The sequence below is a fragment of the Nocardioides abyssi genome (assembly GCF_030412915.1).
GTDB classification, from domain to species: Bacteria; Actinomycetota; Actinomycetes; order Propionibacteriales; family Nocardioidaceae; genus Nocardioides; species Nocardioides abyssi.
This window is the reverse complement of sequence record NZ_JAUHJR010000002.1, coordinates 162,627-176,211: the sequence shown is the minus strand read 5'-3', so window position 1 is coordinate 176,211 and position 13,585 is coordinate 162,627. Positions and strand designations below refer to the sequence as shown.

Here is a 13,585-nt window from a genome sequence, read left to right as displayed (position 1 = left end):
GTGACCTCGACCGGTGCCGCCGTCGCGGCCACCCCGGCAGCAGCGCCCACCGGAGGGGCCTCCGAGGACGACGGCGCCCGGCACCCCTCGGTGCCGGGCGCCCCTCCGGGCAGCTCGCGGTGGCGGCAACGGCTCGAGATCGCGCTGTTCGTGACCCCGGCGCTGACCCTGATGGCGATGTTCGTCGTCTGGCCGGTCGTCTCCGCGGTCCGGATGTCGTTCTTCCGCTGGAAGGGCTTCGGCCCGATGGACGACTTCGTCGGCCTGCGCAACTACGAGCAGGTGCTCACCGACACCGTCTTCCGCGACGCGGTCGTCCACAACCTGACGATCGTCGGGCTCTCGATCGCGGTGCAGCTGCCGCTCGGCCTGCTCCTCGCGGTGCTGCTCAACCGCCGCATCCGCGGCCGCGGGCTGCTGCGGACGATCGTGTTCGTGCCCTACGTGCTCGCCGAGGTGATCGCCGGCGTCGTGTGGTTCCAGCTCCTCCAGCCGCGCAGCGGCCTCATCGAGGAGATCCTCACGACCGTCGGCATCACCCCGCCCGACCAGGGCTTCCTCGGCACGCCGGACCTCGCCCTGTGGACGGTCTTCGTCGTGCTCACCTGGAAGTACCTCGGCCTGGCCGTGCTGCTCTTCCTCGCCGGCCTCCAGGGCGTGCCGGACGAGCTCTACGAGGCCGCGCAGCTCGACGGCGCCAGCTGGTGGCAGACCCAGCGCAGCGTCGCGCTCCCGCTGCTCGGCCCCACCATCCGCACCTGGGCGTTCCTGTCGATGATCGGCTCGCTGCAGCTCTTCGACATGGTGTGGATCCTCACCGGCGGCGGCCCCGCCAACGCCACGACCACGATGGCGACCTACCTGGTCAGCCAGGGCACCCAGCGCGGCAACTACGGCATCGCCGGCGCCGCCTCGGTCGTGCTCTTCGTGGTGGCGTTCGTGATGGCGCTGCTCTACCAGGTGCTGGTGCTGCGCCGGGACACGGCGGACCAGCGATGACCGCGCCGACGGAAGGCCAGCGATGACCACCCTGCAGGAGATGCGTCCGGTGTCCGACGCCGACGACCCTCGTACGCCCCGTGGCCGCGCGCCCCGGCAGCGCGGCTCGTCCTTCGGCGGCGGCGGGCCGCTCGTCTACGGCCTCGCGCTCGCCGTCGTGGCGCTCACGCTCGGCCCGGTCGTCTACGGCGCGCTCGGCGGCTTCCGCAGCAACGAGCAGCTGATCCGCGACCCCGCCGGCCTGCCCGACCCATGGGTGACCGGCAACTACGAGCGGGTCGTGACCAACCCCGACTTCTGGGGCTACGCGCTCAACTCGACCGTCATCGCCGTCATCACCACCGCGATCGCGGTGATCGCCGGCGTGATGGCCGCCTACCCGCTGGCGCGCTACCAGTTCCGGCTGCGCGAGCCGCTGTTCATGGTCTTCGTGCTCGGCCTGCTCTTCCCGGTGGCCGTGGCGATCATCCCGCTCTTCATCCTCATCACCCGCGACCTCGGCCTCGGCAACACCTGGTGGGGCGTGGCGCTCCCGCAGGCGGCGTTCGCGCTGCCGACGACCGTGGTGATCCTGCGCCCGTTCCTCATGGCGCTGCCCCGCGAGCTGGAGGAGGCGGCGTTCATCGACGGCGCCTCGCGCATCGGCGTCTTCCGCCACATCGCGCTGCCGCTGGTCGCGCCCGGACTGGTGACGGTGGGCGTGCTCGCGTTCGTCGCCTCGTGGAACGCCTACCTGCTGCCGCTCCTGCTCCTGCAGGACGACATGCGTACGCTGCCCCTGGGTGTGGCCGACTACTCGACCCAGTACTCCGCGGACACCGCCGGCGTCCTGGCGTTCACCACGATCGCCATGATCCCCGCGCTGGTGCTCTTCCTCGCGATGCAGCGCCGGATCGTCAGTGGCCTGCAGGGCGCGGTGAAGGGATGAGGGGCTCCGAGGTGGACCTGGACCAGCAGGCCGGCGCGACCGGTCTCCCCGCGCCCGGCGGCGGCCGGGTCACGATGCAGCAGGTCGCCGCGGAGGCCGGGGTCTCGGTCTCGACGGTCTCCAAGGTGCTCAACGGCCGGTACGGCGTGTCCCCGGCGACCTCCGAGCACGTCATGGGCGTCATCACGCGCCTGGGCTACGAGGCGAGCCTGGTCGCGCGGAGCCTGCGCAACCGGCGCACCAACGTCATCGGCGTGCTCGTGGCCGACTTCGAGCCGTTCAGCACCGAGGTGCTCAAGGGCGCGGCCGACGCGATCCGCGGCTCGGGCTTCGAGCTGGTCGCCTACTCCGCCGGCGGCCGCGTCGACGAGCACGTCGGCTGGGAGCGGCGCTACCTCTCCCGGGTGATGGGCACGCTCGTCGACGGCGCGGTGCTGGTGACCCCGACCGTGACCGACGTGCAGTACGACGGCCCCGTGGTCGCGGTCGACCCGCACACCGGCCGCTCCAGCCTGCCGACCGTCGCCGGCGACAACCTGCAGGGCGCCCGGCTCGGCGTGGACCACCTGCTCGGGCTGGGCCACACCCGGATCGGCATGGTCACCGGTCGACCCGACCTGGTCTCGGCGCAGCTGCGTGAGCGCGGCTACCGCGAGGCGCACGCCGCCGCCGGGCTGGTCGTCGACGAGGACCTGCTGGCGCTCGGCGCGTTCGAGGCCGAGCAGGCCCGGGTCGCCGCGCACCACCTGCTCTCGCTGCCCGACCCGCCGACCGCGGTCTTCGCCGCCAACGACCGCTCCGCCCTCGCGGTGCTCGAGGTCGCGGCCGAGCGCGGCCTCGAGGTCCCCGGCGACCTGTCGGTCATCGGCTTCGACAACGTGCCGGAGTCGGCGCTCTCCGACCCGCCGCTGACCACCGTCGAGCAGCCGATCCGCCGGATGGGCCACGACGCCGTCGCGCTGCTGCTCTCGCTGCTCGACGGCGACGAGGCCGCCGCCACGCAGCTCACCCTCCCCACCACGCTGGTCACCCGCCGCTCCACCGCGGCGCCGTCGACCTCCCGAGACTGAACGGAGCGGTCCCGTGACCGACCCCTGGCAGGACACCTCCCTCACCACCGACGCCCGCGTGGCGGACCTGGTGGGCCGGATGACGCTGGCCGAGAAGGTCGCCCAGCTCTCCGGCATCTGGGGGGTCGACCCCGACGTCGGCGACATGGCGCCGATGCTGCGCGAAGCGCTCGCCGCCGGGCAGCAGTTCGAGGACCTCGTCCGCGACGGGCTCGGCCAGCTGACCCGTCCCTTCGGTACCGACCCGGTCGAGCCGGCCGCCGGCCTGGCCTCGCTGGCCGAGCGCCAGCGCCAGGTGGTCGCCGCCAACCGGTTCGGCATCCCCGCGCAGGTCCACGAGGAGTGCCTGACCGGCCTCGCCGCGTGGCAAGCGACGATCTTCCCCAACCCGCTGTGCTGGGCCGCGACCTTCGACCCGGCGCTCGTGCAGCGAATGGGCGCGCAGATCGGCACCACCATGCGCGGCCTCGGCGTCCACCAGGGCCTCGCGCCCGTGCTCGACGTGGTCCGCGACCTGCGGTGGGGCCGGGTCGAGGAGACGATGGGCGAGGACCCCTACCTCGTCGGCGCCATCGGCAGCGCCTACGTGCGCGGCCTGGAGAGCACCGGCGTGGTCTCCACGCTCAAGCACTTCGCCGGCTACTCCGCCTCCCGCGCCGCGCGCAACCTCGCCCCGGTCGGCCTCGGCCCCCGCGAGCTCGCCGACGTGATCCTGCCGCCGTTCGAGATTGCGCTGCGGGCCGGTGCCCGGTCGGTCATGAACTCCTACACCGACACCGACGGCGTCCCCGCCGCCGCCGACCGCGCGCTGCTCACCACGCTGCTGCGCGAGACCTACGGCTTCGACGGCACCGTCGTCGCCGACTACTTCTCCATCGCGTTCCTCGAGTCGCTGCACCACGTCGCCGAGGGCATCGACGAGGCCGCCCGGCTGGCGCTCGACGCCGGCATCGACGTCGAGCTGCCCTCGACCAACGCGTACGGCGAGCCGTTGCTCGCCGCCGTCGGCGCCGGGCTGGTCGACGAGAAGCTCGTCGACCGTGCGCTCGAGCGCGTGCTGCGCCAGAAGTGCGAGCTCGGCCTGCTCGACCCGGGCTGGCAGCCGGTCGAGCCCAGCCCCGACGGCGTGGACCTCGACCCCGCCGAGTCCCGCGAGCTCGCCCTCGAGGTCGCCCGCCGCTCGGTCGTGCTGCTGGCCAACGAGGGCGACGCCCTCCCGCTGGCCCCCGGCACCCGGCTGGCCGTCGTCGGCCCCCGCGCCGACACCCCCGAGGCGATGCTCGGCTGCTACTCCTTCCCGATGCACGTCCTCGTGCACCACCCCGGCACCGAGCCCGGCCTGGAGATCCGCACCGTCCGCGAGGCGCTCGCCGAGACCTTCGACGTCACCTCCGCGCTCGGCTGCCCCGTCCTCGGCGGCTCCGACGCCGACATCACCGAGGCCGTCGCGGTCGCCACCGACGCCGACGTCTGCGTCGTCGTGCTCGGCGACCGGGCGGGCCTCTTCGGCAACGGCACCTCCGGCGAGGGCTGCGACGTCGCCGACCTGACCCTGCCCGGCCGGCAGGAGGAGCTGCTCGAGGCGCTGCTCGCCACCGGCACCCCGGTCGTCGCGGTGCTCCTCGTCGGTCGCCCCTACGACCTCACCCGCCAGGTCGACCGGTTGGCCGCGCTGGTGTGCGGCTTCTTCCCGGGCGAGGAGGGCGCGACCGCGATCGCCGACGTGCTCGCCGGCCGGGTCGCCCCGTCCGGCCGGCTCCCGGTCTCCTTCCCCGGCGCCGGCTCGACCCAGCCGTCGACGTACCTCTCCTCGGCGCTGGGTCAGGCCAGCGAGGTCAGCGTCGTCGACCCGACGCCGCTGTTCGCCTTCGGGCACGGGCTCTCGTGGGCGGCGGCGACCTGGGGGGCCGCCGCCGCCCCGACCGGCCCCGAGTGGGCCACCGACGGCACCTGCGAGCTGGTCGTCCCGCTCGTCAACGAGGCCGGCACCGACGTCTCGGAGGTCGTGCAGGTCTACCTGCACGACCGGGCCGCGTCGGTGGTCCGGCCGGTGCAGCAGCTCGTCGCCGCGGCGCGGGTGGACCTCGCGGCGGGCGAGCGGGCCGAGGTGCGGTTCGCGCTGCACGCCGACCTGACGTCGTTCACCGGGCGCGACCTGGTGCGGCTCGTCGAGCCCGGCGCCGTCGAGCTGCGGGTCGGTGCGTCCAGCGCCGACATCCGCTCGGTCGTCGAGCTGCGGCTGACCGGCTCGGTGCGCGAGGTCGGCCACGACCGGGTGCTCGAGCCGACGGTCACCGTCGCCCGCGGCTGACCGGCGCGACGGGGACGCCGTGGAGACCGACTGGCCGCTCGGGCAGCTGCAGGCCTACCGGCCGGTGCTGCCCGAGCCGCCGGGGCTCGACGACTTCTGGGCGGAGACGCTCGCGCCGCAGCTCGCCCGCGGTCCCCACGCGGCGTACACCTCGGTCGACACGGGCCTGCTCGCCGTCGAGACCTCCGCGGTGGAGCTGGCCGGGCACGACGACGTCCCCGTCCACGCCTGGCTGCACCTGCCGCCGGCCGCGCTGCGCGGCGACGGCCCGCTGCCGGGGGTGGTGCAGTACCAGGGCTACAACGGCGGCCGCGGCCTCCCGCACGAGCACGTGCTGTGGGCGCTGGCGGGCTGCGCCCACCTCGTCGTCGACACCCGCGGTCAGGGCAGCGGCTGGTCCGTCGGCGCGACGGGCGACCCGACCGGGTCCGGCGCCGCGCAGCCGGGCTTCCTGACGAACGGGATCGAGGACCCGCGCGGCTACTACTACCGCCGGGCGTACGCCGACGCCGTCGCCGCCCTCGACGTGCTGCGCGCCCACCCGCTCGTCGACGCCTCCCGCGTCGCGGTGGTCGGGGCGAGCCAGGGCGGCGCGCTGGCGACCGCCGTGGCCGCCCTCGCGCCGGACCGCGTGGCGGCCGCGATGGTCGACGTGCCGTTCCTCGTCGACGTGCGGCGGGCGGTGGCGGTCGCGCAGACCGACCCCTACCTCGAGCTGGTCCGCTACCTCGCCGCGCACCGCGACCGGGTCGACCGGGCGTTCGCCACGCTGTCCCACGTCGACGGCGCCGTGCTCGCCCGCCGCGCGACCGCGCCCGCGTTGTTCTCCGTCGCCCTGCGCGACCGCACCTGCCCGCCCTCGACGGTGTTCGCGGCGTACCACGCCTGGGCCGGCCCAGCCGAGATCGAGGTCTACCCGTTCAACGACCACGAGGGCGGGGGTGCGCACCACGCCGTGCGGCAGGTGGCGTGGCTGCGGTCGGTGCTGGGGGACAGACTGGCCCCGTGAGGCAGATCAAGTGAGGTTCACCGAGCACGAGCTGACCGCAGCCCTGACCGGCGCGGCCAAGACCGTCTTCGCCGCGCAGGACAAGGACGTACGACGCGGCCGGCGCGACGTCGACGAGGCCTGGCAGGCGCTGACCACGGTGCAGCGCTTCCACGTCCTCGACGCGCTCGGCGACCAGGTGCTCCCCGTGCTCGTCGCGCTGCCCGACGTCGAGGTCGAGCCGGGCACCCGCCCCACCTACACCGACGAGCAGGTCACCCGGGTCGTGGAGGAGAAGCTCGGCGGCGGCGTGGCCGGCCGGGTCCGCCGCGCGCTCGTCGTCAAGGGCCGCGTCGCGCTCGTCCAGGCCGCCCTCGCCGCCCTGCCGCCCCGTCAGGACCCCGACGCGCTCATCGTCCCCGACCACCTCTGATCCCGCTCCTGGTCCCGCTCCTGCTCGAGCCGGCCGGTCCGGCCGGTGCCGGCCCATAGGTTGGGCCGGTGGACGCATCGTTCCGGCGGGGCCTGCGGGCGGGCGTGCCCTTCTCGCTCGTCGGGTTCCTGCTCTCGATGTCGTTCGGCGTGCTGGCGGTGCAGGCCGGGTTCAGCGCGCTCCAGGCGATCGTGATGTCGGCGGTGGTCCACGCCGGCTCGGCGCAGTTCGCCGCGACGGCGATCCTGGGCGCCGGTGGCGGCCTGGTGCCGAGCGTGCTGGCCGGCAGCCTGATGAACGCCCGGTTCCTCGCCATGGGCATCGCGGTGGCCCCGTCGCTCCGCGGCGGCCCGGGCCGGCGCGCCCTCCAGGGGCAGACCGTGGTGGACCCGTCGTGGGCGCTGGCCAACCAGGGGGACGGCTCGTTCGACCGGCAGCTGATGATGGGCGCGACCGTGCCGCAGTACGCCGGCTGGGTCTCCGGCACCGTCGCCGGGGCGTTCCTCGGGGACGTCGCGGGCGACCCCGACCGGTTCGGCCTCGACGTGGTGTTTCCCGTCTTCTTCCTGGCCCTGCTGGCCGCGGAGCTGCGCGATCCCCGCTCGCGCGGGGTGGCGCTCGCCGGCGCGCTGATCGCGCTCGCCCTGGTGCCGTTCACCCCGCCCGGGGTGCCGGTCCTCGCTGCCGGGACCGCCGCGCTCGTGGGTCTGGCGCGATGACCGCCTGGCTGATGATCGGCGCCCTCGCGGTGACGACGGCGCTCATCAAGGCGTTCGGCCCCGTGCTGGTGGGCGGCCGGGAGCTGCCACCGACCGCGGTCAAGGTGATCGCCCTGCTGCCGCCGGTGCTGCTGGCCGCCCTCGTGGTCACCTCGACCCTCAGCGAGGGCCAGCGGCTGCACGTCGACGCGAGCGCCGCCGGGGTCGCCGTCGCGGGCGTGATGATCTGGCGCCGCCTGCCGCTGCTGGTCGTGGTCCTCACCGCCGTGGTCGTGACCGCCGGGGTCCGTGCCCTGACCTGACCTGGTCAGCCCGGGAACCGGGCGACGTAGCGCCGTTGCCAGGGCGTCTCCACCGCTCGGCGGTCGTAGCCCCGGCGCACGAACCCGACGGCGTCGTGCGCCGGCACCCCGTCGAGCACGCCGAGGCATGCCAGGGCGGTGCCGGTCCGGCCTCGGCCGCCGCGGCAGGCGACCTCGACGCGCTCGTCCGCCGAGCGGCGCCACGCCTCGAGGAGCGCTTGGCCCGCCGCGTCAGGATCGCTCGGCGTCCGGAAGTCGCGCCAGCGGATCCATGCGAACGGCCACGGAATCCCGGTGGGTGGCTGCTCAGACAGGTACAGCCCGAAGTCCGGCCGCTCGGCAGGAGCAACCGGCGCCGCCAGCGAGCGGCCGCGCACCGCACGCCCGCTCGGCAGCACCAGGACTCCCGGGCTCGCCGGGTCCCACTCCGCTGCCACGGCACGACGGTAGTCCGGCCGGACGTGCGTGCTCACGTCCCTCACCCCCCGCCGAGGGTGCTGCTCCCGTCCTCCGTCGTGCCGGGTGCGTGAGCCTCGACGACGTAGGCGTCGTGGTCTGACAGCCGGGCGCCCGCGGCGACGGCTCGGTGGCGTTCCGCGCCGACGACGGTCCACGACGTCGGGACGGCGACATGGTCGATGCTGAGCAGGTCTTCGATCTGGTGGGGCAGGGTGGCTGTGGGCACATGCAGGCCCAGACGCTCGATGGCGGCGAGGAGGGACCGTCGCCCCGCGACGGAACCGGTCCACTCACGGCCGGACAACGCGTGGTTCCAGTCGCCGCCCCAGATGGAGGGGGCGCTGGCCTCGACCGCCGCGACCGCGGCGGTGGTCCGCTCGGCGCTCGTGGCGCCGACCCAGGGATCCCGGGTGCCGCAGGAGCGCCAGGGGAGGATGGAGGAGCAGACAGCCATCCCACCCAGGTCGACCATGGCGGAGGCTCCGTGAGGGTTCGGCCGGGGCGTCATCGGAAGCCGGGACGCGACAGCCGCCCAGCGACGCCTGGCCGCCATCAAGCCCGCACCGAGGTGGATGTCGTGCCCCGGCAGGTCCAGGCGCTCGGACACCTCCGTGAGCAGCAGGACGTCGCAGTCCATCGCATCCATCAAGGCGCGGTGCCGCGCGTCCCAACGTCCGGCGAGGTTCCAGGTTCCGATGCGCACCGGGCCAATCTCGCGGGTCGAGCCCCGCGCTCGCTCAGGAAGGCGCGATCTCGATGGTCCCGGTGGGTCCGCGCAGGTACTGCCGACCGTGGGGATCGGTCCAGAGGTGGGTGCCGGGGTCGGTGACGGGGTCGAGCGGTCGGTACCGCCATCGGGCGTGGGTCTTCAGTCGGTGGTGGCGCCGGCACAGCGGGGCGAGGTTGTGGGTGCAGGTCGGGCCGCCGTCGCCGTGGGAGTGGATGTGGTCGCAGTCGCAGGCTGCGGCGGGCCGGGTGCACCAGGGGAAGACGCACTGCGGCTCGCGGAGGGCGACCTGGTTGCGGAGGCGGTCCGGGACCTCGTACTGCTCGGCGTGCACGTGGTCGGCGAGGTCGATGACCGGCTGGACGACCAGGTGGGTGTCGTCGCGTCCGCACCAGGAGCGGATGACCTGCTCCAGCTCGGGGCGGCCGGTGGTCTGGTTGCGGCCGACGGGGTCGAGGCCCCAGAGACCGGCGTCCGTGAGGTGGAGGTACAGCACCGTGCGGCTGCTCGGTCGCGCCGGTCGGCCACCCCGCAACATCTCGTCGGCGGCCGCGGGGTCGGCGAGGACGCCGACCGCCATCGACCGGCGCACGTCGAGGGACTGACCGTGGCCGGCGCGACCCTCCTCGCCGAGGACCGCGGCGAGCCGGCTGATGGTGCGGTCGACGTCGTGGAGGTCCTTCCAGTCTCCCCGCACGACGAGCTCGGCGATCCCCGTGTGGTTGAGGGTCCGCTCGTCGAGGCGGACGAAACGCTTGTCGAGTGCGGCGAGCTGCTTGAGCTCCCGCTCCTCGGCGTACAGCCGGAGCATCGCCTCGTCGACCACGCGGTCCAGCCGGACCACGCCGATCGAGCCGGCGACGGGCGCCACGTGCTGGTCGACGTGGGTGGCCACGTCGTCCGGGCGGCCGAGCACGGCCTGGGCGATGCGACGGGCCCGCCAGGCGGTGACGTCGCCGGCCAGCGTGCGTGCCCAGGTCCTTGGCAGGCGGTGGCGCAGGGTGAGGGCGTCGCGGATCAGCGCCTGCCCGGCGTCGGTGGTCATGGCGTTTGCGGCGGCGAACGCCGCTGGTGCGTCCCAGCGGACCTGGGGAATCCCGGCGAGCTCGTCGCCGGGGACGTCGGCGTCGGGGTCGTCGGGGTCGCCGGTCCCGGAGGCCTCGGGTGAGCCAGGGACGCCCCACGCCTCCTGGCCGGGCCGGACGGGGTGCGCGTGGGCCCACTCCACGGCGAGCCGCAGCAGCTCCACCTCGGCGGCGTCCGCCGTCCTCCTCGCCATGCGCACCCGGTCCAGCAGCGCACCGGGCGTGACGGCCTCGTCAGCCAGGTCGGCCGCCGGGGCGAGGATGGGGGCGAACATGTGTCCATGATATACGAACACATGTTCGATGACAACGACCTGTGACGGGCCTGCGGAGCACCGGCCTGTGGAGCGCTGTCGCCCCGACCCAACGCCGACCGGAGCCGGCTCGAACGCCCCGCCGTCGCCCGACATGACGGTTGCGCCAGCAGTCCCTGTCAGTCTGCGTGCGGACGTCCGCGCCAGGAACGTGGCCTCACCAGGAGTCATCCCCGTCGGCGAGGTCCTCCTCTTGAAGTCACGTGTCGACCATGCGTGCAAGCAGGTCTTCGTCGTCACCGACGGCGATCACTTCACCGTCACCGACTTCGACGACGAGACCCTCACCGAGCTCACCCGCGCAGCCCTCAGCGCCACCCAGGTCGGCAATGGTCGACCCCGCGGCCCCCGCCCCGAGCGGCCTGTGGAGCGTGGCGACCGTGGAGCTAGGGCTCGAGTGCGCCGCTGAGGGCGGCGAGCGTCTCGTCGACGACGCGGTAGAACGCCCAGCGCCCGCGCTGCTCGCGCACGACCAGTCCGGCGTCGACCAGCTGCTTCATGTGGTGCGAGACCGTCGGCTGGGCGAGCCCGACCGGCTCGGTCAGGTCGCAGATGCACGCCTCGCGCTCGGGCTGCGCGGCGATCAGCGAGAGGAGGCGGACCCGGGTCGGGTCGCCGAGTGCCTTGAACATCCGTGCGAGCCGCCCGGCCTCGTCGGCGTCGAGCACGCCGCCGGTGACGGTCGAGCAGCACGCGGTCGCGTCGGCGACCGGGAGGGTGGGGGTCGGCATGGGCCCAGCCTGGCACACCCATTGACATTCGTCGATAGATCGACCAGGCTCGATCCATCGACAGACCCCGATGGATCGAGAGCGACGCGATGACCAGCACGAGTGACACCCGCACCCCGGACCAGGACCCCGAGCAGCTGCGCGAGCAGGTCCGCAGCCGCTACGCCGAGGCGGCCGGCGCCGTGCGGCGCGGCTCCACCAACCTCGAGCTGAACGACGCGCTCCAGGTGGTCGGCGACGGGTCCCCGTCGTGCTGTGGCGGCGACGTGGTGGTCGACGAATCCTTCGGCGCGGTGCTCTACGGCGACGACGACCAGCAGGACCTGCCCGCCGAGGCAGTCGCGGCCAGCCTCGGCTGCGGCAACCCCACCGCCGTCGCGGACCTGCGCGCGGGCGAGCGGGTCCTCGACCTGGGCTCCGGCGGCGGCATCGACGTGCTGCTCTCGGCCCGCCGCGTCGGACCGACCGGCTTCGTCCACGGCGTCGACATGACCGACGAGATGCTCGACCTGGCCCGCGCCAACGCGGCGAAGGCCGGCGCCACCAACGTCGAGTTCCTCCGGGGCACCATCGAGGACGTCCCGCTCCCGGACGCCTCCGTCGACGTCGTCATCTCCAACTGCGTCATCAACCTGTCGGTCGACAAGCCGCGCGTCATCGCCGAGATGCACCGCGTCCTCGTCCCGGGTGGCCGGATCGGCATCTCGGACGTCGTGGCGGAGGACCACCTCACCCCCGCCGACCGCGCCGAGCGCGGGTCGTACGTCGGCTGCATCGCGGGTGCGCTCTCCCGGACCGAGTACGTCGACGCGCTCACCGCCGCGGGGTTCGCCGACGTCGCCGTCGAGTTCACCCACGAGGCCGTCCCCGGCATGCACGGCGCGATCGTGCGCGCGACCAAGCCGATCGCATGACCGACGCCCCCTCCACCGCCCGCGGTGCCGAGCAGGCCGCCCCGGGCACGGCCACGGGCGCGGTGCGGCTCCCGACGCTCGACCGCTACCTCCCGGTGTGGATCGGCCTGGCGATGGCGGCAGGCCTGCTCGCCGGCCGCTGGGTGCCCGGCATCGCCGACGCCCTGGACGCCGTCACGGTCGGCTCGATCTCGCTGCCGATCGCCCTCGGCCTGCTGGTGATGATGTACCCGGTGCTGGCGAAAGTCCGGTACGACGAGGTCGGCCGCGTCGCCCGCGACCGCCGGCTGATGGTGCTCTCGCTGGTCCTCAACTGGGTCCTCGGCCCGGCGCTGATGTTCGCCCTGGCCTGGCTGCTCCTCCCCGACCTCCCGGAGTACCGCACCGGGCTGATCATCGTCGGGCTCGCCCGCTGCATCGCCATGGTGATCATCTGGAACGACCTCGCGTGCGGCGACCGCGAGGCCGCCGCGGTGCTGGTGGCGGTCAACTCCGTCTTCCAGGTGCTCGCCTTCGCCGTCCTCGGCTGGTTCTACCTCGACCTGCTGCCCGGCTGGCTCGGGCTGACCACCACCGGGCTCGACGTCTCCCCGTGGGAGATCGCCGGCAGCGTCGTGGTCTTCCTCGGGGTCCCGCTCGTCGCTGGCTACCTCACCCGCCGCGTCGGCGAGGCTCGCCGCGGCCGCGACTGGTACGAGCAGCGGCTCCTGCCCCGGCTCGGCCCGTGGGCCCTCTACGGCCTGCTCTTCACCATCGTCGTCCTCTTCGCCCTCCAGGGGGAGACGATCACGAGCAAGCCGCTCGACGTCGCCCGGATCGCGGTGCCGCTCGTCCTCTACTTCGCGCTGATGTGGGCCGGCTCGCTGCTGCTGGCGCGCCGGGTCGGCCTCGGGTACGCGCGCTCCACTACCGTCGCCTTCACCGCCGCCGGCAACAACTTCGAGCTCGCCATCGCCGTGGCCATCGCGGTCTTCGGCGTCACCAGCGGCCAGGCCCTGGCCGGCGTCGTCGGACCGCTCATCGAGGTGCCCGTCCTCGTCGGCCTCGTCTACGTCAGCCTCTGGGCGCGCCGGTTCTTCCCCGACACCCGAGCAGGAGCCACCTCGTGACCGGTCCGACCGCGACCCCGCCCACGCCCCCGCCCACGCCCCCGCCCACGCCCCGGGTCGTCTTCGCCTGCGTCCGCAACGGCGGGCGGTCGGTGGTGGCCCGGGTGCTGACCGAGCACTACGCCCGAGGCCGGGTCGTCGCGCACTCCGGCGGCACGCAACCGGGCGAGCACGTCCACCCCGAGGTCGCCGACGAGCTGGCGCGACTCGGCCTCGACACCACGCACGAGCAGCCGCAGCGTCTCACCACCGAGATGGTCGCGGCCAGCGACCTCGCCATCACCCTGGGGTGCGGCGAGGAGTGCCCCTACGTCCCCGGGGTGGTCTATCGCGACTGGCCCGTCGCCGACCCCGGCGGTCAGGACCCGGCCACGGTGCGCCGGATCGTCGCCGAGCTGGACGACCGGGTCCGCGACCTGCTCCGCGAGCTCGTGCCGGACCACGACCTGCCGCCCAGCGTCTGCGCCGGCTGACGGCGGCGTACGCGGACGGACGG

Annotated in this window: 15 protein-coding genes; 11 read left to right on the top strand and 4 right to left on the bottom strand. The window is 74.2% G+C overall.

Annotated features, from left to right (window positions below):
* From QWY29_RS05930 to QWY29_RS05895, 8 genes are all read left to right on the top strand, one after another.
* Complete coding sequence (locus QWY29_RS05930; RefSeq protein WP_300959774.1) at nt 1-999, top strand: carbohydrate ABC transporter permease; 999 nt, start codon at nt 1-3, stop codon at nt 997-999.
* A 22-nt stretch (nt 1,000-1,021) separates the two neighbouring features.
* Nucleotides 1,022-1,927: a carbohydrate ABC transporter permease gene (locus tag QWY29_RS05925; RefSeq protein ID WP_300959773.1), complete on the top strand. Its 906-nt coding sequence runs from the start codon at nt 1,022-1,024 to the stop codon at nt 1,925-1,927.
* Between the two features lie 11 nt (nt 1,928-1,938).
* Nucleotides 1,939-2,997: a LacI family DNA-binding transcriptional regulator gene (locus tag QWY29_RS05920; RefSeq protein ID WP_300959772.1), complete on the top strand. Its 1,059-nt coding sequence runs from the start codon at nt 1,939-1,941 to the stop codon at nt 2,995-2,997.
* 13 nt (nt 2,998-3,010) lie between these two features.
* Entirely contained in the window at nt 3,011-5,308 is a 2,298-nt protein-coding gene (locus QWY29_RS05915; protein WP_300959771.1) for a glycoside hydrolase family 3 N-terminal domain-containing protein, read from the top strand.
* A 19-nt stretch (nt 5,309-5,327) separates the two neighbouring features.
* Nucleotides 5,328-6,317: an acetylxylan esterase gene (locus QWY29_RS05910; protein ID WP_300959770.1), complete on the top strand. Its 990-nt coding sequence runs from the start codon at nt 5,328-5,330 to the stop codon at nt 6,315-6,317.
* 10 nt (nt 6,318-6,327) lie between these two features.
* Nucleotides 6,328-6,729: a hypothetical protein gene (locus QWY29_RS05905; RefSeq protein ID WP_300959769.1), complete on the top strand. Its 402-nt coding sequence runs from the start codon at nt 6,328-6,330 to the stop codon at nt 6,727-6,729.
* Between the two features lie 68 nt (nt 6,730-6,797).
* Nucleotides 6,798-7,448, top strand: coding sequence for an AzlC family ABC transporter permease (locus tag QWY29_RS05900; RefSeq protein ID WP_300959768.1), 651 nt, complete (start codon nt 6,798-6,800; stop codon nt 7,446-7,448).
* Complete coding sequence (locus QWY29_RS05895) at nt 7,445-7,750, top strand: AzlD domain-containing protein (RefSeq protein ID WP_300959767.1); 306 nt, start codon at nt 7,445-7,447, stop codon at nt 7,748-7,750. Before QWY29_RS05900 ends, QWY29_RS05895 begins: the two co-directional genes overlap by 4 nt.
* 5 nt (nt 7,751-7,755) lie before the next feature.
* On the opposite strand, the gene QWY29_RS05890 is transcribed toward QWY29_RS05895, so the two are convergent.
* From QWY29_RS05890 to QWY29_RS05875, 4 genes are all read right to left on the bottom strand, one after another.
* A complete protein-coding gene (locus tag QWY29_RS05890) occupies nt 7,756-8,187 on the bottom strand; it encodes a protein-tyrosine phosphatase family protein (protein ID WP_300959766.1) in 432 nt (143 codons plus the stop codon).
* A 41-nt stretch (nt 8,188-8,228) separates the two neighbouring features.
* The gene (locus QWY29_RS05885) at nt 8,229-8,912 is read right to left on the bottom strand and encodes an endonuclease/exonuclease/phosphatase family protein (RefSeq protein WP_300959765.1); all 684 of its coding nucleotides are present in this window, start codon (nt 8,910-8,912) and stop codon (nt 8,229-8,231) included.
* 34 nt (nt 8,913-8,946) lie between these two features.
* Nucleotides 8,947-10,296: an HNH endonuclease signature motif containing protein gene (locus QWY29_RS05880; protein WP_300959764.1), complete on the bottom strand. Its 1,350-nt coding sequence runs from the start codon at nt 10,294-10,296 to the stop codon at nt 8,947-8,949.
* 425 nt (nt 10,297-10,721) lie between these two features.
* Nucleotides 10,722-11,066 (bottom strand): ArsR/SmtB family transcription factor, encoded by a 345-nt coding sequence (locus tag QWY29_RS05875; protein ID WP_300959763.1) that lies wholly within the window; start codon nt 11,064-11,066, stop codon nt 10,722-10,724.
* Between the two features lie 89 nt (nt 11,067-11,155).
* Between QWY29_RS05875 and arsM the strand changes: the two genes are divergently transcribed.
* From arsM to QWY29_RS05860, 3 genes are read left to right on the top strand one after another with little or no spacing between them, the layout of a single operon-like run.
* Complete coding sequence (gene arsM / locus QWY29_RS05870) at nt 11,156-11,980, top strand: arsenite methyltransferase (protein ID WP_300959762.1); 825 nt, start codon at nt 11,156-11,158, stop codon at nt 11,978-11,980.
* On the top strand, nt 11,977-13,089 hold the full coding sequence (gene arsB, locus QWY29_RS05865; RefSeq protein ID WP_300959761.1) for an ACR3 family arsenite efflux transporter: 1,113 nt from the start codon (nt 11,977-11,979) through the stop codon (nt 13,087-13,089). The genes arsM and arsB overlap by 4 nt, the downstream gene beginning before the upstream one ends.
* Complete coding sequence (locus tag QWY29_RS05860) at nt 13,086-13,562, top strand: arsenate-mycothiol transferase ArsC (RefSeq protein ID WP_300959760.1); 477 nt, start codon at nt 13,086-13,088, stop codon at nt 13,560-13,562. Before arsB ends, QWY29_RS05860 begins: the two co-directional genes overlap by 4 nt.
* Nucleotides 13,563-13,585: the final 23 nt, after the last annotated feature.